Below are 22,876 nucleotides of genomic sequence, written 5' to 3' on the forward strand. Positions count from 1 at the left end.
GCAAGAACCAAATCATGGTCAAGCCCTCGGTCTATTAGTACTCCTCCGCTGCATCCATTACTGGACTTCGACGTAGAGCCTATCAACGGGTGTTCTTCCCGTGACCTTACTGGGTTACCCCATGGGAATACTCATCTTGAGGTGGGCTTCCCACTTAGATGCTTTCAGCGGTTATCCACTCCGCACATGGCTACCCAGCGTTTACCGTTGGCACGATAACTGGTACACCAGAGGTGCGTTCCTCCCGGTCCTCTCGTACTAGGGAGAAATCCTCTCAATATTCCTACGCATACACCGGATATGGACCGAACTGTCTCACGACGTTCTGAACCCAGCTCGCGTACCGCTTTAATGGGCGAACAGCCCAACCCTTGGGACCGACTTCAGCCCCAGGTTGCGATGAGCCGACATCGAGGTGCCAAACCTCCCCGTCGATGTGAACTCTTGGGGGAGATCAGCCTGTTATCCCTAGAGTAACTTTTATCCGTTGAGCGACGGCCCTTCCACTCAGAACCGTCGGATCACTAAAGCCGACTTTCGTCCCTGTTCGACTTGTAGGTCTCACAGTCAAGCTTCCTTCTGCTTTTGCACTCAGCGGCTGATTTCCAACCAGCCTGAGGAAACCTTTGCGCGCCTCCGTTACCTTTTAGGAGGCGACCGCCCCAGTCAAACTGCCCACCTGATACTGTCCGCTCCCCGGATAACGGGTGAACGTTAGAACCCTAGCTCTGAAAGAGTGGTATCTCACCATTGACTCCCTCGTACCCACAAGCACGAGATCAACGTCTCCCACCTATCCTGCGCATTCAGAGCCCGGGCACAATACCAAGCTACAGTAAAGCTTCATAGGGTCTTTCTGTCCGGGTGTATGTAGTCCGCATCTTCACAGACAATTCTATTTCGCCGAGCCTCTCTCCGAGACAGCGCCCTGATCGTTACGCCTTTCGTGCGGGTCGGAACTTACCCGACAAGGAATTTCGCTACCTTAGGACCGTTATAGTTACGGCCGCCGTTCACCGGGGCTTCAGTCGCCAGCTTCGCTTACGCTGACCGGCTTCCTTAACCTTCCGGCACTGGGCAGGCGTCAGCCCCCATACATCGTCTTGCGACTTAGCGGAGACCTGTGTTTTTGGTAAACAGTCGCCAGGGCCTTTTCACTGCGACCACCTTGCGGTGGCACCCCTTCTCCCGAAGTTACGGGGCTAATTTGCCGAGTTCCTTAGAGAGAGTTACCTCGCGCACCTCGGTATTCTCTACCACCCCACCTGTGTCGGTTTCGGGTACTGGCAGTTATGCCTTAACGGGTATAGAGCTTTTCTTGGAAGCATGACATCACCAACTTCGCTGCCGTAGCAGCTCGTACTCACGCCTCAGCTCGGAACGTTTTCGCCGCTCCTCATAGCCTCGAACGCTTGAACCAGTAACCAATATCTGGCTTGGCTAGCCTTCTCCGTCCCTCTTCCCAAAACATAACCGGTACAGGAATGTTGACCTGTTATCCATCGACTACGCCTTTCGGCCTGACCTTAGGACCAGACTAACCCTCCGCGGACGAGCCTGCCGGAGGAACCCTTAGGGTTTCGGTGCATGGGATTCTCACCCATGTTTTCGCTACTCAAGCCGACATTCTCACTTCTATGCAGTCCACGCCCGCTCACGCTAACGCTTCGCCCCACATAGAACGCTCCCCTACCATAAATCCGCAGCTTCGGTACAACGCTTAGCCCCGTTCATTTTCGGCGCAGGATCGCTCGACCAGTGAGCTATTACGCACTCCTTTGAGGATGGCTGCTTCTAGGCAAACCTCCTGGTTGTCTGGGCAATCCCACCTCCTTTATCACTTAGCGTTGATTTGGGGACCTTAGCTGGCGGTCTGGGCTGTTTCCCTCTCGACCATGGAGCTTATCCCCCACAGTCTGACTGCCTCGCTACACACAGGGTATTCAGAGTTCATCTCGATTTGGTACCGCTCTCGCAGCCCGCACCGAAATGGTGGCTTTACCCCCCTGCTGGAGCACGAGACGCTACGCCTCAACGTATTTCGGGGAGAACCAGCTAGCTCCGGGTTCGATTGGCATTTCACCGCTAACCACAGCTCATCCAGTGACTTTTCAACGTCAGTTGGTTGGGACCTCCACTTGGTATCACCCAAGCTTCATCCTGGCCATGGTTAGATCACCCGGGTTCGGGTCTATAAACACTGACAAACGCCCTATTCAGACTCGCTTTCGCTGTGGCTCCACCATTTCCGGTTTAACCCGCCAGTGCCTATAAGTCGCCGGCTCATTCTTCAACAGGCACACGGTCACCCGATAAGTCGGGCTCCCATTGCTTGTAAGCTCACGGTTTCATGTTCTATTTCACTCCCCTCCCGGGGTTCTTTTCACCTTTCCCTCGCGGTACTGTTTCGCTATCGGTCACACAGTAGTACTTAGCCTTACGAGGTGGTCCTCGCGGATTCACACGGAATTTCACGTGCTCCGTGCTACTCGGGATACAGCTAGGTCAGTTCAGTTTTCGTGTACGGGGCTTTCACCTTCTTTGGCGTGTCTTTCAAACACTTCCACTAACATCCCTTTTCCACATTGCTGTCCCACAACCCCGATGGTCGAAACCATCGGTTTAGGCTCTTCCCCGTTCGCTCGCCGCTACTCAGGGAGTCGTTTTTACTTTCCTTTCCTCCAGCTACTAAGATGTTTCAGTTCGCTGGGTTGGCTCGTGCCAGCCTATGGATTCAGCTGGCCGTTCTAAGGGTTGCCCCATTCGGAAATTCCCGGATCAAAGCGTGTTTCCAGCTCCCCGAGACTTATCGCAGGTAACCACGTCCTTCATCGCCTCTGTGTGCCAAGGTATCCGCCGTGAGCTCTTTGTAGCTTGACCATTCATCTCCAAAACGCTTGCTGTCGTTGAAACAGATTCTGACTAATTCAAATTTGAATTAATCATCAAACTCTCGATTGCTCGACACAATCAAAAGAACGTTATGGAGTCTCGGCTCTTGCTCAAGAATTGACATCATCCTATAAAAGAATGATGCATCCATGAGAGATGCTTTATTCTTACAGACTTTTTCCTATGCAGTTGTCAAGGTTCTGCTAGACATCAAACTGATCAATCAGTTCGAGCCCAGCATCTTATCAACCAAAACAATCGTGATGATTCACTTCATTTCGGAATGACAGGAAGCTGGGGTCATGCCAGCGGACACATCTAAATCACATCACATTCGAGTTCATCTTCCATCATCCAGAAGATGGAGATTGAGTTCGATCAGTGGAGGTTAGGAGACTCGAACTCCTGACATCCTGCTTGCAAAGCAGGCGCTCTACCAACTGAGCTAAACCCCCAACACCGAATGGGCCATCCTGGACTTGAACCAGGGACCTCACCCTTATCAGGGGTGCGCTCTAACCACCTGAGCTAATGGCCCAGGAAGACTCAACCCTTGTGGGATGTGACCTAGACAAAGTTTAGGAACTGAAAATCTCCATCAAGCAATGCACATTGCTACACATTCTTGACTTCAAAATTGAGGTACCGATCGACCTAAGGTGACAGGATTTCGGCCTAAGAATTAAGTACTCAGACATCAAAATCGTTGTTTGTCTCCCTGTTAGGAGGTGATCCAGCCGCACCTTCCGGTACGGCTACCTTGTTACGACTTCACCCCAGTCATCAGCCCCACCTTCGACGTCCTCCTCCACAAGGGTTGGAGTAACGGCTTCGGGCGTGGCCAACTTCCATGGTGTGACGGGCGGTGTGTACAAGGCCCGGGAACGTATTCACCGCAGTATGCTGACCTGCGATTACTAGCGATTCCTCCTTCACGTAGGCGAGTTGCAGCCTACGATCTGAACTGAGCCACGGTTTATGAGATTTGCTTGTCCTCGCGAACTTGCTGCTCTTTGTCCGTAGCATTGTAGTACGTGTGTAGCCCAGGATGTAAGGGGCATGATGACTTGACGTCATCCACACCTTCCTCCGGTTTATCACCGGCGGTCTCTCTAGAGTGCCCAACTAAATGCTGGCAACTAAAGACGTGGGTTGCGCTCGTTGCGGGACTTAACCCAACATCTCACGACACGAGCTGACGACAGCCATGCACCACCTGTCACTGCGTTCCCGAGGGCACTCTCTCGTTTCCAAGAGATTCGCAGGATGTCAAACCCTGGTAAGGTTCTTCGCGTTGCATCGAATTAAACCACATACTCCACCGCTTGTGCGGGCCCCCGTCAATTCCTTTGAGTTTCACACTTGCGTGCGTACTCCCCAGGCGGAACACTTAACGCGTTGGCTACGACACCGAGGGGGTCGATTCCCCCGACACCTAGTGTTCATCGTTTACGGCCAGGACTACAGGGGTATCTAATCCCTTTCGCTCCCCTGGCTTTCGTCCATGAGCGTCAGTTATGGCCCAGCAGAGCGCCTTCGCCACTGGTGTTCTTCCCGATATCTACGCATTTCACCGCTACACCGGGAATTCCCTCTGCCCCTACCACACTCAAGCCCAACAGTTTCCACTGCCATGATGGAGTTAAGCTCCACGTTTTAACAGCAGACTTGAAAGGCCGCCTGCGGACGCTTTACGCCCAATAATTCCGGATAACGCTTGCCACTCCCGTATTACCGCGGCTGCTGGCACGGAATTAGCCGTGGCTTATTCCTCAAGTACCGTCAGATCTTCTTCCTTGAGAAAAGAGGTTTACAGCCCAGAGGCCTTCATCCCTCACGCGGCGTTGCTCCGTCAGGCTTTCGCCCATTGCGGAAAATTCCCCACTGCTGCCTCCCGTAGGAGTCTGGGCCGTGTCTCAGTCCCAGTGTGGCTGATCATCCTCTCAGACCAGCTACTGATCGATGCCTTGGTGAGCTCTTACCTCACCAACTAGCTAATCAGACGCGGGCTCATCCTCAGGCGAAATTCATTTCACCTCTCGGCATATGGGGTATTAGCGGTCGTTTCCAACCGTTATCCCCCTCCTGAGGGCAGATTCCCACGCGTTACTCACCCGTCCGCCACTAACCCGAAGGTTCGTTCGACTTGCATGTGTTAAGCACGCCGCCAGCGTTCATCCTGAGCCAGGATCAAACTCTCCGTTGTAGATCAAGTCCTCTTAAAGGCTTTCACCTCTTCAACTTGATTTGCTTTACCCACTCATCAGCACTGGCGCACTGATGGCAGTTAAAACCTCCTTCCTCTGACAGAAGGGTTCTTAAGAGTGCACTTAGAATCTCTCCCTCGTGACTTTCCAGGATCTCAGATCCGGTTGTTGCTCCACAACGTGCACACCGACAAACTCAAAAGCTCGTGAAAACTTTCAACCTTGTAAGCACGTTGCTTCCTTGCAACGAATAATTGTTGACGGGACCTCACACTTACATCGCATTTTCATCAAGCTCAATTACTCAACCTTGCGGCTCAGCAACCGAAACTCGACGCGATGAAAGCGTCAGTTCCTAAACTTTTCGATTGTCCAGGTTCTGCCGTCGCGTCCCCTCTCAGGAACGGTTGGCCGTGCGGTCTCGCGACCGCTTGTGAAACTTACAACACCGTGGGATCTCTCCCTCCTGGCCTCGTAAGCACCCCCAAACATTACAAGCTCGCGCTCTTCATGCTCAAAGGCTGCGCTGCAGGCTTCCGCCTGACGCGCAGTCCAAAAACATAACTCACAATCCACCCCATACGCAACTGGTTGACCAGTCAGGAAAGCAGCAGCGACTCTCCCCAGGGCCTGAGCCGCTCAAGCTCAGCCTGCGAACTCGCTGCGAGCACGGGAAAACTGACGTCGGCGAGATCTTGTCCAGGCGTCAGCGCGGCCGGATCTTGATCAAGCCATTGCAGAGGACAGTCCAATTCGCTCAAAACCAGCCAGGCTGCTGCAAGATCCCAGATCTTGGGTGTGGCCTCCAGGGCTGCGACTGTCTGTCCCATCGCCACGCTGACCAGGTTGAGGCTGGCAACACCCAGCAAGCGGATTTTTCCTGGAAAAGGGTCCTCATGACGGCGCTGCAGCACCCGGATCGCACGACTGCAAAGCGACACGCAGGCACTGCCAGCCTGCAGACGGGTCTCGGGCGTGAGAGGTTTGCCGTTGCGCCAAGCACCTCGACCTCGGATCGCCACGATGCGCTGACGCAGAGATGGAATCTCCAGGAAAGCCTCGCTAGGACGACCGTCCACAAAACGAGCCACGGAAATCGCCCAGTAAGGAATTCCAGCTGCGTAATTGGTGGTGCCGTCGAGTGGATCGACAACCCAGAAGGCTGAAGAAGACGGACAAACCTTCTCTCCCTCCTCACTGAGGGTGAATTCACCGGGAGCCAGCTCAGATAGTCCATCTACCAGCGCCTGATCGCTCCAGCGATCACAGGCTGTGATCAGGGATCCATCAGCCTTGAGATCCGAAACGATGTGTCCGAAATCCTGTCTCTGCCGATCTGCAACCCTGTCGAGCAGCTGATGAACTGCAAGTAATTGCTGAGAGTTAAGGAATCTTGAGGTCAACGTCGCATCATCATCAAGAACCCAAGAGGGAAGCTTGACAGGCTGGAATTTCTGGTGTGGGTTTGATCTGAATCTGTTCAGCCTCAGGAATTTCTGCCTTGTCAGCAGGTAAGTTCAGAGGTGGACAAGCGCCGACCTGGTCCAGTCCCGTATATCGCCTCAACTCGGCAACGGTGATGTTGTAGTTAGATAAAGCATCGACATGACGAGTCTGTGCTCTTGTGAGGTCTCTTTGGTTATCAACCACTTCACGCTGGGTGGTCACACCCGCAGCGAAGCGAAGGCGTGCAAGGCGTAAGGCTTCTCGTTGAGACAGAACCTCGCGCGCGGTTGTCTGAATGGTCTGCTGATTCGCCCTTAAGTCATAAAAGCTCTGTTCCACTTGCAAGCGAATCACACCGCGTTGATTCGCGAATTCATAAGCGCTCGCTTCAGCAGCCTGCTTTTGGCGACGGTAATCAGCTCGGGCTTTGCCACCATCAAAAATATTCCAGGTTGCTTGAAGGCCAACCGCATTGTCCATGTCCCATCCTTCAAGTTCGGTAGAGAAAGATTGTTGGGATTGCTGGATCTCGGATCTTTGTGTCGAGAAATCGTTAAAGATGGTTAAAACCGGCTGCACAGCTGCCAAAGAAGCATTGGCATTGCTGTTTTTAATCGAAATATCCAGAATGAACTGATCGAGCTCTTCGCGGAAGGCATAAGCCGCAATGATGCTCTCTTGCAAAGACGGCTCCCAAACGCCCACAACTTTTGCTGGGGATGCGGCGGTTGCAGTGATGTCCTGAGGCAGATCGATGATTCTGGCCAAATCTCGACGCGCTCGAACCTGTAAATTAAGAGACTGGATTAAGCCATCTCGATCTCGGGCAAGTTGCGTTTCCGCTTCAAGCACTTCCAGCTTGGTTGCCACACCTGCCTGAAAACGTGATCTTGCGTAACGCAAGCTCAACAGTGAAGCAGCCACAGCCTGCTTGCCAACATCAACTTGTGAGTCATATCGCTGAAGGTTGTAGTAGGCGGTGGCCGCAGTTAATCGCAGATCTCTCAAAGCGATCAAATAGGCATCACGTGCTCTTTCAAAGCTGTCTCGCGCAGCAGAAATCTGGGGAACTCGTGCTGGATCAATCAACTTCCAGTTCAGCGATGCTCGGAAACTGGCAGTGGTCTGTTCTGTATAGGTGAGAACACCTGATCTCTGCCGCAGACCAGTCGTAACGCTCTCAGTATCCGCTTCATTATTGTCAGTGAATCGCTCTTGTCCGGAAAGATACTGCGGCAGACCATTGGCAGTGAGATTGAGCGTTGGGTACCAGCTAGAGATCGCCGCTCTCAAGCTGGACTTGGCTTGCTGCACCTCGAGTGCCACCGCCTTGAGCCTTGGACTATTGACTTCTGCCAGCTGTTCAACTTCCGCGAGAGTGAGCGGTCTGAGCTCTCGAATCCGAACCTGATCAGGCTGATCCGGAAGCGCGAGAGTAGGCGGCGAATGCAACGAATCGAGCGTCTCGGGCAGTGTTGTGGCCGCCGGAGGAAGCACCGAAGGGTCCGCCTGGGGCCGGGCTCCTTTCTGTTCAATGGCTGTCGGCAGGGAATTCTGATCAATCAACGCAGCGCCGTTGTCTGACGTGACTCCAGAAGACTCTTGAGCGGAGACAACCCCAGCGATGTGAGAGGGCACGATGCCTGCAATCAGAAAAAGGCTTGCAGCTGTCCGACGCACTTCAAATCCTGAGCTTGGCGGAGCTTAGGTGGTTTTCTCTGGATCTCCGAGCACTGCGGCCACGATGTCAGCTGCTCCATGCACGATCCGAATCGGGACAGGAAGTTGCGCCTGAACCTGATCCAGAGTCATGTCATCAAGAAAAACAGGCTGCCCCTGCCGCAACATCACCGACGGCAGCAGCAACTGATCCCCCAGGTCCTGATCCTTGAGGCCATCCAGCAGATCCTGACCAGTCAGCAGACCGGTGACCACCTGGTCCTGTCCCCAGTAGGGACTGGGAAGACCGTGCATCCGCAGGCAGACGCCATCAATCCTGTTGAGACGTTCGGTGACCGTCTCCAGAGCCTTGTCGACGAGACGACCCACCACCCAACTGCTGCGCCGTGGCACGGCGACTCGCTCTGGCAGTGATTCCGTGGCCTCATCCAGGGACTCGAGAAACGCCCGGATCGTTCCCACGCCGTTTTCCTGCTGAGGGAGATCCTCATAGCTGAGGCGTGGAGGAAGTGGACGACCCGCTATCAAATACCACTCATCCGACAACCAAACAAATCGACTGCCGAAGCGCCCTTGGAACTCAGACTGGAGCGGTTCCACTGCGTCAATCACCCGCCTGGCATCTTCAGGGGTGACAGCCCGTAACCCATCACCAGGTGGGCGGAAACGAGTCAGCCCCACCGGTACCACCGCAGCCGAAAGCACTGCAGGCCACTCAACACCTGTAAAACAGGCGAGATCGCGAAGAGTCCTTAAAAGTGCATCACCGTCATTAAGACCGGGGCACACCACTACCTGCGCGTGAATCTGCAACTTGCGCTGCGCAAACCACTCCAGCTGCTTCAGCAGCTTTCCTGCTCTTGGATTCTCCAGAAGTGCGGATCGCAGATCGGGGTCTGTTGCATGCACAGACACGAAAAGCGGTGTCAGCCGTTGCTGCTCAATCCGCTCCCAATCGGCATCACTCAGGTTGGTGAGAGTGAGATAGGAGCCGTAAAGGAAGCTGAGTCGATAATCGTCATCCTTGAGATATAGGCTGTCTCGATGGCCCGGCGGCTGCTGATCGATGAAGCAGAAGGGGCAACGATTGGTGCATTGACGAAGGCCGTCAAAGAGAGCTTCGGTGAAAGCCAGCCCCAAGCCATCGTCCGCATCCTTCTCCAGCTCGACGCAATGCAGCGCACCGGCGCTGTCACGAACCTCAAGCGTCAGCTCCTCCTCAACAATCAGATAGCGGTAATCAATGAGATCGCGGGGGCGCACACCATTGATGCTGAGCAGCTGATCCCCTGGCTCGAACCCCAGTTCCTCTCCAATGGAGCCTGACTCGACTGAAGCCACCACTGCAGGCTCAGGCTGTCGTGAGGGGCTTGCGGGGTCCAGAGCCGCGACAGCAACCCCTGCGGAAGGCTCATTCCACACATCAAGCAGGCGAGTGTTATCAGTTTGGGCCGGCGGCGGACCACCACACCAGCAGCAACACTCCGAAGAGCAACCTGTAGATCACGAAAATCCAGGTGCTGTGACGTTGCAGGTACTTCAACAGCCAGTCGATGGCCAGCCAGGAGACCACTGCTGCAGAAAAAATTCCGATCAACAGGGGCAGCGCGCCACCAGCGCTGGGATCACTAAAAGCATCCTTTAACTGAATCAAACCCGCCAGGGTGATGGCTGGAATGCCCAACAAAAAAGAAAATCGGGCCGCATCCGGACGCTTCCAGCTGTCAAAGAGCGAGGCGGTGAGAGTGCTCCCCGATCGGGAAACCCCAGGAATCAGAGCGAGCACCTGGGCGAGACCCACCACCAGGCCATCACGCCCTTGCACCTGGTCGAGTCGCTTGAGGCGGGGGCCAAGCTTCTCCGCCAGAGCCAGCAGCAACGCCATCACAATCGACACAACGGCGATCACCGGTTCGCTGCGCAGCAGAGACGTCTCATAGCCGGGCCAGAACACTTTGATGCCAAGCCCCACCACCAGGATCGGCACAGTGCCAATGGCCATTGCAATCCCCAGACGGGCTTCGGGCTCCCGCCACTGCCCTCTCCGCAGGGCAGCACTGATTCCCTTCCAAACCCCAGCAAGGTCGTCGCGGAAATAGCCGATAACCGCGACGATGCTGCCCAGCTGGATGACAGCCGTGGCCGACACACCGGGATCCTGCCAGCCGGCCAAGGCGGGCACCACCTTCAGGTGGGCCGTGCTGCTGATCGGCAAAAACTCAGTCAGGCCCTGAACGACACCCAGAACAACATTTCTCCAGATGGCCTCAAGCAGTCCGGGTTCTGACACCTATGACGTCCTGAACACAAGTTTGAGGACGCTATCGCCAGACCCAACACTCGATGACATCAGACAGCTCACAAAAACGCTCAATCAGGCGCAAATCTTCTAATGTCACAGTCCTTTCTTCACATATGGCGGGAGTGGATCGTTGTTCAGTGGGCTGATACGCAACCAAGCCCTTACTGAGCCGGTCCAGCCGATCGCTCTGGGAATGGCAGGTTTGCCCTTCTGGGCATCCATGCTGGTGGTGTTGCCTGTGTTTGTTCAGGCTCCATGGGTGCGCCAACAGCCCTTCACCTCCTGCCTGTTCGGCCTGGTCCTGCTTTCAGTGGGCGTGATCACCAATTCGATTGCACCTAATAAATGGAAAGAGCTGGGCGCACTTCTGGTTGGCTTCAGTGGCAGCTGGCTGGCTGGCAGCCTGTTCTGGGGGTGGCTTGCGAGTCATCCATTGCTGCATCTTCCTGTTGAAGCCTTTGCCTTGCCTCTGGCGATCACAGGCCTACAAACGCGATGGCGTCTTGGCTGCGCCTTTTATCTGGCGTCGCTGCTGGGCACAGCTTTCACCGATCTGGCCATGGCTCTCACAGGCGTCATATCCCTTTGGCCTGCGGTGATTGGAGCCTCCACGGCAGAAGCGACTTTGCTGCTCCAGGACGCTGCTGCATTCGTGCTCAGGCCAAGTTCTCTGCTGACGGTGATCACGGCAGGAGCAGTCATCCTCAAGCTCGTCCAGCACTGCAGACATCGCAGCAACCTGTCAACAGCGACGGACAAGTCCTGGTCTGTGGCGGCTGCAGTGCTGTTCACAACCCTTCTGATTGACGGATTATTTCTGTCGCTGTCACTGCTTGCACCAGAACTCAGCGGCCTGGTCTGAAACGAACTGCAAAAAACTGCGACCCCTGGCAACGGATCACGGCAACGGCACTTGTATGGTTTGCATGCCGGCAATGCCGGTAATCATCCCGTTCCGATCTTCTAGACGGAGAGTTCCATGAAGCGTCTGCTGTCCTGGCTGACAGGCATTCTTGTGATGGCAGGCCTGCTGATGGGCCTGCTCCTACCAGCGAGCGTTCAGGCTGCTGACATCCGCAACGTGGCTGACGACAAGATCGCAGAGCGCGGCGAAAAGGTGGATCTGAACAATTCCTCCGTGCGTCGTTTCCAGCAGTTCCCTGGCATGTATCCCACCCTTGCCGGCAAGATCGTGTTGGGTGGGCCCTACGAGAGCGTTAACGATGTTCTTTCCCTCGATCTCACAGATCGGCAGAAAGAGCTGTTCGAGAAGTACCGCGACAATTTCACCGTCACAGAACCATCAATTGCTCTCAATGAGGGTTTCGATCGGATCAATGATGGCCAGTACCGCTGAGGCAGCTCACTGAAAACGCCGATCGCCATTGATTGGATTGCTTCGATTGCGGTAAAACCGCCGGACAACCCGGCGGTTTTTTGGTTCTGACATGAAACCCTCCAGCCCTGGCAGCGAACCCATCCCTTCGGGTCCCTGGGATGTGGTGGTGGTTGGTGCCGGAGCCGCAGACCTGATGACCTGTCTTGAACTGCCGGACGGGCTGCGAGTGCTGCTTGTCAATCGCAACACCAGCCGGCGCTCATCGAGCCGATGGGCCCAGGGCGGGATTGCGTCCGTCACCCGTCGCGATGACAACAGCGACAGCCACGCAACAGACACCATTGATGCGGGTGCTGGTCTTTGCGACGGTGATTCGGTCCGTCTTCTCGTTGAACAGGCACCGCAGTGTGTCGACAGGCTGCTCGAGCTGGGGATGGATTTTGATCGGAATAGCGACGGGAGCCTGGCCACCACCCTCGAAGCTGCGCACAGTCATCATCGAGTGCTGCATGTTCAGGACCGAACCGGCCATGCTCTGGTTGATGTGCTTCGGCAACATGCCGAGCAGAGGCCTGGATTGCTGCATCGCAGGGGTGTTCGCGTCAGCCAGCTCTGGGTTGAGAACGGGCGGTGCTGCGGCGTCCAGGTTCTGGACGGGTTCAGGCTGCAATGGATCCGATCCAGAGCAGTGATCCTGGCCACTGGAGGCGGAGGTCACCTCTACACCAACACCACCAATCCAGCTCAAGCCGCAGGGGAGGGAATTGCCCTGGCCTGGGCTGCTGGGGCTGCAGTTGAAGATCTCGAGTTCGTCCAGTTTCATCCGACTGCGCTGAAGCTTCCTGGAGCTCCCTGCTTTCTGATCTCTGAGGCAGTGCGTGGAGAAGGAGGACGACTCGTGGACGCAGCGGGAAACAGTCCAGTCACTGACCTGCCAGGGGCTGATCTCGCTCCCAGAGACCAGGTCAGCCGCGCACTGTTGAAAAGCATGCGCAACCAGGACACCGACCACGTTGGCCTGGACCTTTCAGGGATCCCCCGCGACCAGGCTGAACGCCGCTTCCCCACAATTCTTGAGCGGTGCCGCAACCACAACCTCAATCCTCTTGAGCAACCAATCCCCGTCGCACCTGCAGCCCATTACTGGATGGGAGGCGTCGCAACGGATCTGAACGCCGCCACATCGCTGCCAGGCCTCTACGCAGTGGGTGAGGTGGCCTGCACAGGGCTGCACGGTGCCAATCGTCTGGCCAGCAATTCACTGATGGAATGTCTGGTCTTCGCACGCCAACTGGGAACGATCGACCTGCCGGCTGTTTCAAAGCACGACAAAGAGCAATGGAGCCTTCAGAGGGACACAACCAGCACCAGCCAGACCAATGCCCGCAGCACGATCAGCATCGGCGAACTCACGCGCAGCATCGATCAGCTGAGTGAACACTGCTGGGATGTGGCCGGCGTCAATCGCTCCAGAGCAGGGATGCAGACCCTGCTGAAGTTGACCAGGAGGGCCATGAGCCCCCTGGAACAGGAAGTGCTGCTGTGTATGGTCAACCGCCAATCCCATCAGCAACTGCTGCAGCTGGAGGAACCAAGTCGCCAGGAACTGAATCTGCTGCTTGATCTCATCCATCGGCAGCGCACCACTGCTTTGCTCCTGGAAGCCTGTCTGTTCAGAACCGAAAGTCGCGGAGGACATTTCCGCAGCGATGCACCCTGTTCCCTTCCCCAGTGGCGCCGGCACAGTCGGCAGCTCAGAGGGGAAGAGATCAAAACCCGCAGCGTCATTGATTAATCGACGCGCTGACCAAACAGTGGGGCCGGCAGCTCAGAAGTTGGTGTCTCCCTTGAAGCCGGAGAGGCCTGCCAGGGTTTTCAGATTTTTGACACCTGAATCGAGTTTGCCGTTGATCTCCCAGGTGGGGAAACCTTCGATCTTCTTGCTCTGGCAGAGGGCGCGTTGACTGTTCTGACCATCCTGGGCACATTCAACGATGGTGAGCTTATTGGCAGCTTCCAGACCAAAGTCCTCCTTCTGCTCATGGCAGTGAGGACACCAGTAAGCGCTGTACATGACTGCTCCGGTGGCGGTGAGATGTTCAGCCAGAGCCACCTTGGCAGGAGTGCTTTCGGTGGTGACAAGAGGAGGTGCACCAGGGCCGGTCACAGCAGCCTCCGGCCGGTCAGGGTCAAGAACCGAGGCCCAGATCAAACTGCCGAGCAAGACAGCCAGAGCCAGGAGAATGCCGCGGAAGAACAGCTGAGAGGGGTCGTCCCATCCACCGCCGATCACGCAAAGGATCAGCAGCAGAATCGACAAGGTCGCTGAGAGCACACAGAAAAAACAGAAGGCCTGAATCTTGAAGACCATCAAGCCCAGCAGCACCAAGCTGAAGACCGCCATCCCAAGAGACACAGCGAACAGTCCCCACCAGGTGCGCCTGGACAGATCGCTGCGGTTCTCCATCAATCCCGGCAAAAGAGGCACAAGGGCCATCACCAGAACAGCGAGGTAGGCCAGCAGTCCGGCAAAGGACAACGGGATGCTGACGGCATCCGTCTGAGCCAGGGTTCCCCAGGGACTGTTCAGGACCTTGTCGCACCCATCTCCGCCCATCGGGCAAATGAGCTCACCGAGCATCCCCCAACGCTTAAGCGTGATCGAACCGGTATCGATCACCCCGACGGTTGCCAGCACCGCCATGCTGATGCGCGCCCATTTGAAGCCCTGGTCCTGACGACGTCGGCTGGTGAGTCGGGTGGTGCCCATGCGCACTGAACTGAGTTTTTGAATTTTGGCAGGAATCAGCGCGAGATTTATGGTGAAAGTTGCTGCGCAGTTCCCATGTCACCGGACCAAGCTCCCGGCCGCGACATGGTCAGCACACGACCAACGGTGGCTTTCGCCCATCTGGGATGCGAAAAGAACCGGGTCGACACCGAACACATGCTCGGCCTGCTGACACGAGCAGGCTATGGGGTCAGCAGTGACGAAAGTGATGCCAACGTTGTGGTGGTCAATACCTGCAGCTTCATCCAGGAAGCCCGGGAGGAATCGGTCCGCACGCTGGTGGGACTCGCTGAGCAAGGCAAGGAACTGATCATCGCCGGCTGCCTGGCACAGCATTTTCAGGAAGAGCTGCTCGACTCTTTACCGGAAGCCAAAGCCATCGTCGGCACTGGCGATTACCAGCACATTGTGGAGGTGCTGGAGCGAGTCGAGGCGGGGGAACGCGTCAACCGGGTCAGCAAGAACCCGACGTTCGTCGGCGATGAAACCCTTCCCAGGTATCGCACCACCGGAGAAGCGGTTGCGTATCTCAAAGTGGCCGAAGGTTGCGACTATCGCTGCGCGTTTTGCATCATTCCGCATCTGCGTGGCAATCAACGTTCAAGAACGATCGAATCGATCGTTTCTGAAGCCCATCAACTGGCGGAACAGGGCGTTCAGGAACTGATTCTGATCAGCCAGATCACCACCAATTACGGGCAGGACATCTACGGACGGCCTCGCCTTGCGGACCTTCTCAGGGCCCTCGGTGACGTTGAGATTCCCTGGATTCGGGTTCATTACGCCTACCCCACAGGCCTGACCCCTGAAGTGATCGCCGCATACAAGGATGTCCCCAATGTTCTCCCCTATCTCGACCTGCCTCTCCAGCACAGCCACCCCAAGGTACTGAGAGCCATGAACCGTCCCTGGCAGGCGGATGTCAACGACCGTCTGATGAACCAGCTGCGGGAACAGCTGCCGGATGCCGTGATGCGCACCACGCTGATCGTGGGCTTTCCCGGTGAAACGGAGGAGCAATTCGAACACCTGGCTGGGTTCCTTGAAAGCCAGCGATTCGATCACGTTGGAGTGTTCACCTTCTCCGCGGAGGAAGGAACGGCCGCAGCAAAGCTCCCCAATCCAGTGCCAGCCGAGATTGCCACTGCCAGGAAAGATCGGCTGATGACCCTGCAACAACCGATCTCGGCCGAGGCCAACACCCGCTGGGTGGGGCGCACCGTGGATGTGCTGATCGAGCAGCACAATCCGAGCACTGGAGACATGATTGGCCGCTGTGCCCGCTTTGCACCTGAAGTGGATGGCGAAGTGCAGGTGCAGCCACGCGCGGACGGCATGCAAGCAGGACCGGGAACCATGGTTCCGGTGCGAATCAACAGTGCCGACATTTACGACCTGAGCGGAGAGATCGTAGGAGCAAGCGAAATGGTGGCCTCTGCTCGCAGCAGCACTTGAGCCATCCTTCACCGCATGCACGCCAACGCGTCATCTTCCTGATCGCATCCGGCTTGAGCACTGCCGGTTCGTTCGCAGGGCTCACCGCCAAGGGCTGGATCCTGATGGATGAAACCAAGGCACCCATGGTGCTGGCACTGAATTTCGCCGCACTCTCCCTGCCTACGATACTGGTGAGCGGCCCCGCCGGCGTGCGCACCGATCGGGTTGGCTGTGAGCGGGTGTTGATCCAGGCACAGTGGGCACTGCTCGGCGCAGGCCTGCTGGGAGCCCTTTCCATTCCAGTGTTCGATGGGCAAGCACAGGTCTTGATGTTGCTGGCCAGCACCTTGCTGGTGGGCATTGCCGGTGCCTATGAACTCACGGCTCGCAATAAATACTGCGCGCTGCTGTTGGACGACAACTCCGAGCTGGCACCCTTCCTGACGAGCTTCTCAGTGGTCTTCAACGTCGGGAAGCTAGTAGGCCCCCTCCTGGGGGGAGTGCTCATCACTCTGGCGGGTCCGGCCACAGCCCTCACTCTTGATGCCGCCACTTACCTGATACCGATCGCCAGTGTGATCTGGCTGCTGCATCCGAGAACGGAACTGGAGGAGCGCAGTGCGCCGGGAGATAAGGCGTCACTGCGCGTGGCCTGGAGGGAATGCGGCAGCACGTTGAGGCACGTGCTGATGTTCACCGGATTGATGTGCGTGGTGGGCTTCTTCCACCCTGGGCTTGGGCCCTTGATCGCCGCTAGCGAACTGGGCAATACCCCGATGGATCTTGCTGTTTTCACCAGCGTTCTGGCCCTGGGAAGCATTGCTGGTGGGCTGCTGCTGCAACGCAACAGTCACCGTTTCTGCCGAAGACCCTCTCGGACTCTGGCCGGTTTTGCACTGATCACCGCCGTGGCTCAACTGGGGATGGCCCATGGGGGTGACGTGCCCTTCTTGCTCGCAATGACGCTGATGATCGGAGCAGGCACTGCGGGGCTGCTGAGCAGCAGCAACCTGATTACCCAGGTGGGTTCAACACAGATCCTGCGCGGCCGTATGGCTGGCCTTGGACAGATTGCCTTTCTGGGAGGCGGTGGACTCAGTGGGCTGATTGCCGCACAACTCACCGTAATGATGGGACTTCAGGCGACTTTCGCCATCAGCGGCACTCTCGGAGTCTTTTTTGCAGTGCTTGAGATCTGGCGCCGCGGCGACTCTGTGCTGACCGAAATCAGATCAGTTTGATCCGACGCAGAACGAAACTGATGGTCACAGCGGTGGTGAGTCCGGCCCCGACTAGACCCACATAAATGAGGACGCCCATGCCTGTCACAGATTGCAGCACCTATTAGATCAGAAATCAGGTCTCGATTCAGCAGATCCCCCTTAAGATCCTGCACAACGAAATCAAATGGAAACGGAAGGTTCTGTCCGCAGGGTCGACCGCAAGTAACAGACAGACCACCTTCACGCTCCGGATCATGCGCACCTTATTCATTTATCCCCTCTTCCCGAAGACGTTCTGGAGTTACGAGAAGATTCTGGAGCTGGTGAATCGCAAGGTGCTGCTCCCTCCCCTGGGATTGGTCACCGTGGCGGCATTACTGCCCCAGGAATGGGAGATGAAGCTCGTCGATCGCAACGTGCGAGAGATCACCGAAGAGGAATGGAACTGGGCCGAGCTTGTGGTGATCTCGGGAATGATCGTCCAGAAAGACGACATGCAGATCCAGATCGCCGAAGCCAAGCGTCGCGGATTGTCAGTCGCCGTGGGAGGCCCCTATGCGAGTTCCACTCCTGATGCCCCTGAGATCGCAGAGGCCGACTTCAAGGTGCTCGATGAAGGTGAAATCACACTGCCCATGTTCATCGAAGCGATCCAGCGAGGTGACAGTGGCGGGCGTTTCAGCGCTGAGGGTGACAAACCCGATGTCACAGCCACACCGATTCCCCGCTTCGACCTGCTGCAGCTCGATGCCTACGACTCGATGAGCGTGCAGTTCTCAAGAGGCTGTCCCTTCAACTGCGAGTTCTGCGACATCATCGTTCTCTATGGACGCAAGCCACGCACGAAAAAACCGGAACAGCTGATCGCAGAGCTTCAGTATCTCCACGACCTCGGCTGGAGGCGATCCATCTTCCTTGTGGATGACAACTTCATCGGCAACAAGCGCAACGCCAAGCAGCTCCTCCCCCAGATCAGAGAGTTTCAGGAAGAGCGTGGCTATCCCTTCAGCTTCGCAACCGAAGCCTCAGTGGACCTCGCCGATGACGAAGAGATGATGCGCATGATGCACGAAGCGCGCTTTGAGAGTGTGTTTCTCGGCATCGAAACTCCGGATGAAGCGAGTCTGGAAACCTCCCGAAAACTTCAGAACACACGCAATCCTCTGGATGCTGCCGTTGACAGGATCACCGCGAACGGCATCCGCGTGATGGCAGGCTTCATCATTGGTTTCGACGGTGAAAAAGACGGCGCCGGCGGACGCATTGTTGATTTCGTGACCAGAACCGGAATTCCGGCAGCCATGATGGGCATGTTGCAGGCTCTTCCAAACACAGCCCTCTGGCATCGCCTTGAGAAAGAGGGGCGTCTGATTCAGGACAAGTCCGCCGCCAAGGGCGTGAACCAAACCAACCTGCTCAATTTCAAACCCACGCGTCCGATCCGGGACATCGCCAACGAATACGTCGATGCCTTCTGTGCGCTCTATGAACCAAACGCATACATGGATCGCGTTTACTCCTACTACCTGAAAATGGGAGCGCCACGCTGGAAGGGCACATCAAAACTGCCGACCTGGACTGATATCAGGGCTCTGTCCATCGTGGTCTGGAGGCAGGGCATCAAACGCGATACCCGCAGTCGTTTCTGGCGTTACATGTTCAGCATGGCTCGACGCAACCCAGCCATGCTGGAGCAGTTCCTGGTGGTGCTGGCCCACAACGAACACTTCCTGGAATATCGCGCGATCGTTCAACGCGAAATCCGCGAACAGCTGGAATCGCTTCCCCCAGAAGAACCCAGCACTTCCCGCGAGTTGCTGACGGCCTGACCTGACTCAATCCTGCCTGTAGGGCAGTCCTGCTTTCAGGCAGGCTTCGGCTTTCTGCAATTCCCTGCCTAGGTACAAGGCATGGTCAAGACGGCTGACGGGAAGTGGGGCATCCGCTTCGGTCAGAGCAATGCCAAGTTCCTTGGCCGTTCTGCCGCGAAAGCTTGTGCTCGGCTGACGCGGGCCACCACCACGACAGGCCAGAACTTCACCAGTTTCCGGATCAGTGGCTCGGCCCCGTTCATCCACATCATTGCTGTAGTGCTCAGCAACGAGTTCACCGACATCAGTGTCCAGCTTGATCAGGAAGTAACCAGACGGGTCAAGCTCGATGAATCGCTGTGAAAGCTGGTCATCGATCGAGGAAGTGCCTTCTGCCATCGTCACACCTTACAAATGATCGCCTCAGGCCATCAATTCAGGCGGCTTGGTGCGAAAGGGAAGCTCGGCGTTAATGGCCTCGATCTCCTCCTCCATCAGTCCATTCGCTCTTGGAAGCCAGGAGCGGATCAGGCCATCCATGCGCGGGTCGTACCAGCGATGCAGGCTGGTACGAGCTTGAGCCACAAAGCCGCGTCGGCGCTTGTGACTGCCACCCGCTCCTGGATCAAAGCTGCGAAGGCCCTGATGCAGGGCCCACTCGATCGGCGCGTAGTAACAGACCTCAAAGTGAAGGCAGTCGATGTCTTCTTCACTACCCCAGTAGCGCCCCCAGAGATGGGACTCGTCCTGGATGCAAAGGGACATCGCCACCGGTTCAAAGGGATCTCCGCGATGGGCACTAAACAGCACCACATGCTGTGCGAGTTCAGGTTCAGCCAGTCGATCAAAGAATGAGCCCTGAAGATATTTGCTTCCCCAGGGACCCCAGCGGGCGCAGTGCTGCGCATAGAAGCAATGCATCCGCGCCAGCAGCTCCGGGGTGAGCTCTGAGCCGGTCAGTGGTGTCACGGCCAGTCCTGCCTGGCTGACCGCTTTGCGTTCCCGCTTGATATTGCGCCTCTGATTGGCATTGAAGCCAGCGAGATAGTCGGAGAAATCTTTTTGGTCTTCTGAAGACCACAGGCTCTGATGATTCACCCAGCCCGCACAGCCCGCAGCCTCCGCCAAGGGCTGCCATACAGGATCCACGTAGAGAAAGTTGCAGCTGAGAATGTTGTTGCGAGCGGCAAACTCATCGATCAGTTGAAGCAACATGACCGTGATGCCCTGAGCATCTTCATCCGGGTGGATATGGAAGCGATAGCCCTGAACAGGGCTGACGGGACTCATCCCGATCAGTTTGGGGTAGTAGCGCAGTCCAAGATCACCGGCCAGGCGTGCGAAAGATTGATCAAAGATGAATTCTCCGTAGCTGTGCCCCTTGAGATAAAGAGGTGCGATGGCAATCAGACTCTCGTCGCCCCTCCAAAGCGACAGGTGCAGTGGCTGCCAACCCTGATCGGGAGCCACACTGCCTGAGTTTTCCAAAGCCTCCAGCCAAGACCAGCGATAGAAGGGGCTTGCGTGCTCTGCGAGCAACTCCTCCCATTGGGGCTGAGGGATCTCATGGATGCTGCGGTGCCAACGAGCCGTGAGCGATGCCATCCAGGGCCAATTGAAACGACTCGGCAACGACACTAACCAGCGAAACCAGAAGGGGAGACAATGAAGACACCTTTGGGCCAGGGTCATGCCCAGATCATCTCGGCACAGCCTGAGATGGATCACACCTCTGTTGATCTCACCTCTTTGTCTGGAGGTGAGCTCCGTGCATCAAACCGCCCATGCGGGGCTGTTCCAACCATTGATTCAGCTGTTGCAACCACGAATCGAACGCAAGCTTGTGAGCGAATGCCGTCAGCTGGCTGAACAGGCTCTTGATGGCGTTGCAGCCGAGATCGCTCCAAAAAGCTGGCTGAACTCCGCTGTTGAGCAGCCTTGCCGAACACTTGCCCGCCCTGTGAGTGAGTGTCTGATCAGAGAAACCAGCCGCAGTGGCAGAGAGCTGGGAGTGCTGACGGAACTGCTGAGAGGCAAGGTAGGCGACGACGCGCAAGTGGTGATTCGTCGTTGCCTGGCATCCCTGACTGGCCTGTCCCAATCCAGCCTGAAGCAGATTCCTGTTCAGGAACTGCTGGAGCGATTACGGCAGTAATGCACCAGCAGTTCGTTGTCTCCGAGCGAACGGGCATCCATCAGACTCCAAGCCTGCGAAGACGTGAGCGACGCTGGCAGCGCTGTCTCCGTCTGCAGCAACCAGGTGAAGGATCCGCCCAGGAGCCTGGGACTGAGCGTCAGCTGCAGCTCATCGACCGCATCCTGGACCAGCAACGAATGAGTCAGGACAGCACCACCAAGCAGGACCAGCCTGAACCAGCCCTTGGCGCGCAGATTCTGCAGCGTTTGGCTCCAGCGGGACGAAAGCCGACAACATGACTGGAAGCCAGGGGCAGACCCATCGCTTACAGACAGCAGATGACGTTCAAACGGTTGCTGAAAAAAGGGCCACTCCAGAGGAAATCCAGCCTGCCGACTGACGACCAGCGCTGCCGGCTGAGGCGAGCGCCCCTGAAATCGACGTTCGTTCAACAGATCCTGATCCCGGATCAGACAGCTGGATTGATGAGCCCTGAGTGTGCCTGCTCCGATCAGCACCGCATCACTCCAGGCGAGCGCCTCCTCAAGAACACGACGATCACCTGATCCACCCAACTGAGCTGCTCCTCCTCTCGGTGGAGCAAGACGACCATCGAGACTCACCGCAAGCACAAGACGAAGCGTGGGTTGCTCAGCCAAGGCGATGGATTCAGACAGGAACCGCCGCCTCAAGCATTGAAGGAGTCATCTCCAACTGAGGAACTTCGGCGTAGACCTCAGCCGCGTTGTTGGGGCTTTCCTGCAGGCGCACTTTGTGGAGATGGGCACCGATCGCCTTGATCGGAGACGACAGGCGGTCAGCAATGTGCAGCGCGATGTTCTCTGCGGTGGGAACACATTCGGCGAAGAAGGGCACGTCCTTGTTGAGGAATGTGTGATCAAACGGCTCAACCACAAGGTCGTCGACGAGGCGTTGCAGCGCGGACAGGTCGCAGACCATGCCTGAGCGGGCATCAATGGGGCCTCGCACCGTGACATCCACCAGGTAGTTGTGGCCATGACCATGGGGACGTGCGCACTTGCCGTAGATACGTTCGTTCTCCTCCTGGCTGAGCTCAGGTCTTGCCAGACGATGGGCAGCAGCGAAATGGGTGCGAATCGTGAGGAAGGCGTCCATGGGATGTCCGAGATAGTCGGCCCAGAGGCCTGGTTGTTCGTAGAGGCGTAATGCCGTGATGGGGAGATGAGGACTCAGACGAGCCCAGATCTGCCGGACGATGGCCTCAGTGGTGGGAAGGCAACCCTCCGGCTTCGACACATCGAATTCGGGCCAGGCGTCGTTGAGAAAGCGAAAGTCGAGCTGGCCAGTCACCTCGCTGCGGATGGCGTGCTTCACCTCGGAGAGGTTGAGCACCATTCCATGAGCATCGAGGCCACCGGCCATCGAAACGATTAACTCATAGTTGTGACCATGACCAGGAGCCAGCGCACAGGGCCCGAAGCGCGCGGCATTGTCATCAGCGGACAATTCAGGCAACCAGTAGCGGTGGCTTGCACTGAAGCAGGCGCGTCGGGTGATGACGCAGCCACGTCCGCGACCGTGAGCAATTGACTTCATTTCAGTCATGTGACGGTCCGGCCAGGAGGCATC

Annotated in this window: 18 protein-coding genes, 2 tRNA genes and 2 rRNA genes; 8 read left to right on the plus strand and 14 right to left on the minus strand. The window is 56.6% G+C overall.

Annotation, left to right across the window (positions count from 1 at the left end):
* Nucleotides 1-14 precede the first annotated feature (14 nt).
* From SynBIOSE41_RS15845 to SynBIOSE41_RS15870, 6 genes are all read right to left on the minus strand, one after another.
* A 23S ribosomal RNA gene (locus SynBIOSE41_RS15845) occupies nt 15-2,880 on the minus strand.
* A 394-nt stretch (nt 2,881-3,274) separates the two neighbouring features.
* Nucleotides 3,275-3,347: transfer RNA gene (locus tag SynBIOSE41_RS15850), tRNA-Ala, on the minus strand.
* A 9-nt stretch (nt 3,348-3,356) separates the two neighbouring features.
* A tRNA-Ile gene (locus SynBIOSE41_RS15855) sits at nt 3,357-3,430 on the minus strand.
* Nucleotides 3,431-3,613: 183 nt separating this feature from the next.
* Nucleotides 3,614-5,098, minus strand: a 16S ribosomal RNA gene (locus tag SynBIOSE41_RS15860).
* Together the 16S and 23S rRNA genes with 2 tRNA genes alongside form the textbook arrangement of a ribosomal RNA operon.
* A gap of 600 nt (nt 5,099-5,698) precedes the next feature.
* Complete coding sequence (locus tag SynBIOSE41_RS15865; protein ID WP_186538861.1) at nt 5,699-6,502, minus strand: inositol monophosphatase family protein; 804 nt, start codon at nt 6,500-6,502, stop codon at nt 5,699-5,701.
* Nucleotides 6,503-6,515: 13 nt separating this feature from the next.
* Nucleotides 6,516-7,871 (minus strand): TolC family protein, encoded by a 1,356-nt coding sequence (locus SynBIOSE41_RS15870; RefSeq protein ID WP_370594245.1) that lies wholly within the window; start codon nt 7,869-7,871, stop codon nt 6,516-6,518.
* Between SynBIOSE41_RS15870 and SynBIOSE41_RS18440 the strand changes: the two genes are divergently transcribed.
* Entirely contained in the window at nt 7,761-8,129 is a 369-nt protein-coding gene (locus SynBIOSE41_RS18440; RefSeq protein ID WP_370594250.1) for a hypothetical protein, read from the plus strand. The two genes, SynBIOSE41_RS15870 and SynBIOSE41_RS18440, sit on opposite strands and share 111 nt — an antisense overlap.
* A 120-nt stretch (nt 8,130-8,249) precedes the next feature.
* Here the strand turns inward: SynBIOSE41_RS18440 and SynBIOSE41_RS15875 are convergent, their stop codons facing one another.
* Nucleotides 8,250-9,647, minus strand: coding sequence for a TIGR03279 family radical SAM protein (locus SynBIOSE41_RS15875; RefSeq protein ID WP_186538864.1), 1,398 nt, complete (start codon nt 9,645-9,647; stop codon nt 8,250-8,252).
* Nucleotides 9,648-9,666: 19 nt separating this feature from the next.
* Complete coding sequence (locus tag SynBIOSE41_RS15880) at nt 9,667-10,515, minus strand: undecaprenyl-diphosphate phosphatase (protein WP_186538866.1); 849 nt, start codon at nt 10,513-10,515, stop codon at nt 9,667-9,669.
* Between the two features lie 142 nt (nt 10,516-10,657).
* On the opposite strand from SynBIOSE41_RS15880, the gene SynBIOSE41_RS15885 reads away from it, so the two are divergent.
* The 3 genes from SynBIOSE41_RS15885 (at nt 10,658) to nadB (ending at nt 13,661) form a co-directional block, all read left to right on the plus strand.
* Nucleotides 10,658-11,389: a DUF3120 domain-containing protein gene (locus SynBIOSE41_RS15885; RefSeq protein WP_255475836.1), complete on the plus strand. Its 732-nt coding sequence runs from the start codon at nt 10,658-10,660 to the stop codon at nt 11,387-11,389.
* Between the two features lie 117 nt (nt 11,390-11,506).
* The gene (psbU, locus tag SynBIOSE41_RS15890) at nt 11,507-11,884 is read left to right on the plus strand and encodes a photosystem II complex extrinsic protein PsbU (RefSeq protein WP_066911821.1); all 378 of its coding nucleotides are present in this window, start codon (nt 11,507-11,509) and stop codon (nt 11,882-11,884) included.
* Nucleotides 11,885-11,975: 91 nt separating this feature from the next.
* A complete protein-coding gene (gene nadB, locus SynBIOSE41_RS15895) occupies nt 11,976-13,661 on the plus strand; it encodes an L-aspartate oxidase (RefSeq protein WP_186538868.1) in 1,686 nt (561 codons plus the stop codon).
* A gap of 33 nt (nt 13,662-13,694) precedes the next feature.
* On the opposite strand, the gene SynBIOSE41_RS15900 is transcribed toward nadB, so the two are convergent.
* Nucleotides 13,695-14,636: a vitamin K epoxide reductase family protein gene (locus SynBIOSE41_RS15900; RefSeq protein WP_186538869.1), complete on the minus strand. Its 942-nt coding sequence runs from the start codon at nt 14,634-14,636 to the stop codon at nt 13,695-13,697.
* A gap of 75 nt (nt 14,637-14,711) precedes the next feature.
* On the opposite strand from SynBIOSE41_RS15900, the gene rimO reads away from it, so the two are divergent.
* Both rimO and SynBIOSE41_RS15910 read left to right on the plus strand, forming a co-directional pair.
* Nucleotides 14,712-16,112, plus strand: a complete 1,401-nt coding sequence (gene rimO / locus SynBIOSE41_RS15905; RefSeq protein ID WP_255475837.1) for a 30S ribosomal protein S12 methylthiotransferase RimO — start codon at nt 14,712-14,714, stop codon at nt 16,110-16,112.
* On the plus strand, nt 16,109-17,335 hold the full coding sequence (locus tag SynBIOSE41_RS15910; RefSeq protein WP_186538871.1) for an MFS transporter: 1,227 nt from the start codon (nt 16,109-16,111) through the stop codon (nt 17,333-17,335). The genes rimO and SynBIOSE41_RS15910 overlap by 4 nt, the downstream gene beginning before the upstream one ends.
* On the opposite strand, the gene SynBIOSE41_RS15915 is transcribed toward SynBIOSE41_RS15910, so the two are convergent.
* On the minus strand, nt 17,322-17,414 hold the full coding sequence (locus tag SynBIOSE41_RS15915; protein ID WP_156486801.1) for a cytochrome B6: 93 nt from the start codon (nt 17,412-17,414) through the stop codon (nt 17,322-17,324). The two genes, SynBIOSE41_RS15910 and SynBIOSE41_RS15915, sit on opposite strands and share 14 nt — an antisense overlap.
* A 157-nt stretch (nt 17,415-17,571) precedes the next feature.
* Here SynBIOSE41_RS15915 and SynBIOSE41_RS15920 point away from each other — a divergent pair, with 157 nt between their 5' ends.
* Nucleotides 17,572-19,146, plus strand: coding sequence for a B12-binding domain-containing radical SAM protein (locus SynBIOSE41_RS15920; protein ID WP_186538873.1), 1,575 nt, complete (start codon nt 17,572-17,574; stop codon nt 19,144-19,146).
* Between the two features lie 6 nt (nt 19,147-19,152).
* Here the strand turns inward: SynBIOSE41_RS15920 and SynBIOSE41_RS15925 are convergent, their stop codons facing one another.
* Both SynBIOSE41_RS15925 and SynBIOSE41_RS15930 read right to left on the minus strand, forming a co-directional pair.
* Nucleotides 19,153-19,527, minus strand: a complete 375-nt coding sequence (locus SynBIOSE41_RS15925) for a DUF4346 domain-containing protein (protein ID WP_186538875.1) — start codon at nt 19,525-19,527, stop codon at nt 19,153-19,155.
* 24 nt (nt 19,528-19,551) lie between these two features.
* Nucleotides 19,552-20,733 carry a GNAT family N-acetyltransferase gene (locus tag SynBIOSE41_RS15930; protein WP_186541326.1) on the minus strand — a complete coding sequence of 394 codons (1,182 nt, stop codon included), beginning with the start codon at nt 20,731-20,733 and terminating at the stop codon, nt 19,552-19,554.
* Nucleotides 20,734-20,818: 85 nt separating this feature from the next.
* Here SynBIOSE41_RS15930 and SynBIOSE41_RS15935 point away from each other — a divergent pair, with 85 nt between their 5' ends.
* The gene (locus SynBIOSE41_RS15935; protein WP_255475838.1) at nt 20,819-21,283 is read left to right on the plus strand and encodes a hypothetical protein; all 465 of its coding nucleotides are present in this window, start codon (nt 20,819-20,821) and stop codon (nt 21,281-21,283) included.
* Here SynBIOSE41_RS15935 and SynBIOSE41_RS15940 read toward each other — a convergent pair.
* Nucleotides 21,253-21,924 carry a RibD family protein gene (locus SynBIOSE41_RS15940; RefSeq protein ID WP_186538877.1) on the minus strand — a complete coding sequence of 224 codons (672 nt, stop codon included), beginning with the start codon at nt 21,922-21,924 and terminating at the stop codon, nt 21,253-21,255. The genes SynBIOSE41_RS15935 and SynBIOSE41_RS15940 overlap by 31 nt on opposite strands.
* Nucleotides 21,925-21,934: 10 nt before the next feature.
* Nucleotides 21,935-22,852 (minus strand): 6-carboxytetrahydropterin synthase, encoded by a 918-nt coding sequence (locus tag SynBIOSE41_RS15945; protein ID WP_066911790.1) that lies wholly within the window; start codon nt 22,850-22,852, stop codon nt 21,935-21,937.
* Nucleotides 22,853-22,876 lie beyond the last annotated feature (24 nt).

This window comes from Synechococcus sp. BIOS-E4-1, from assembly GCF_014279995.1.
In the GTDB taxonomy this organism is placed as follows: domain Bacteria; phylum Cyanobacteriota; class Cyanobacteriia; order PCC-6307; family Cyanobiaceae; genus Synechococcus_C.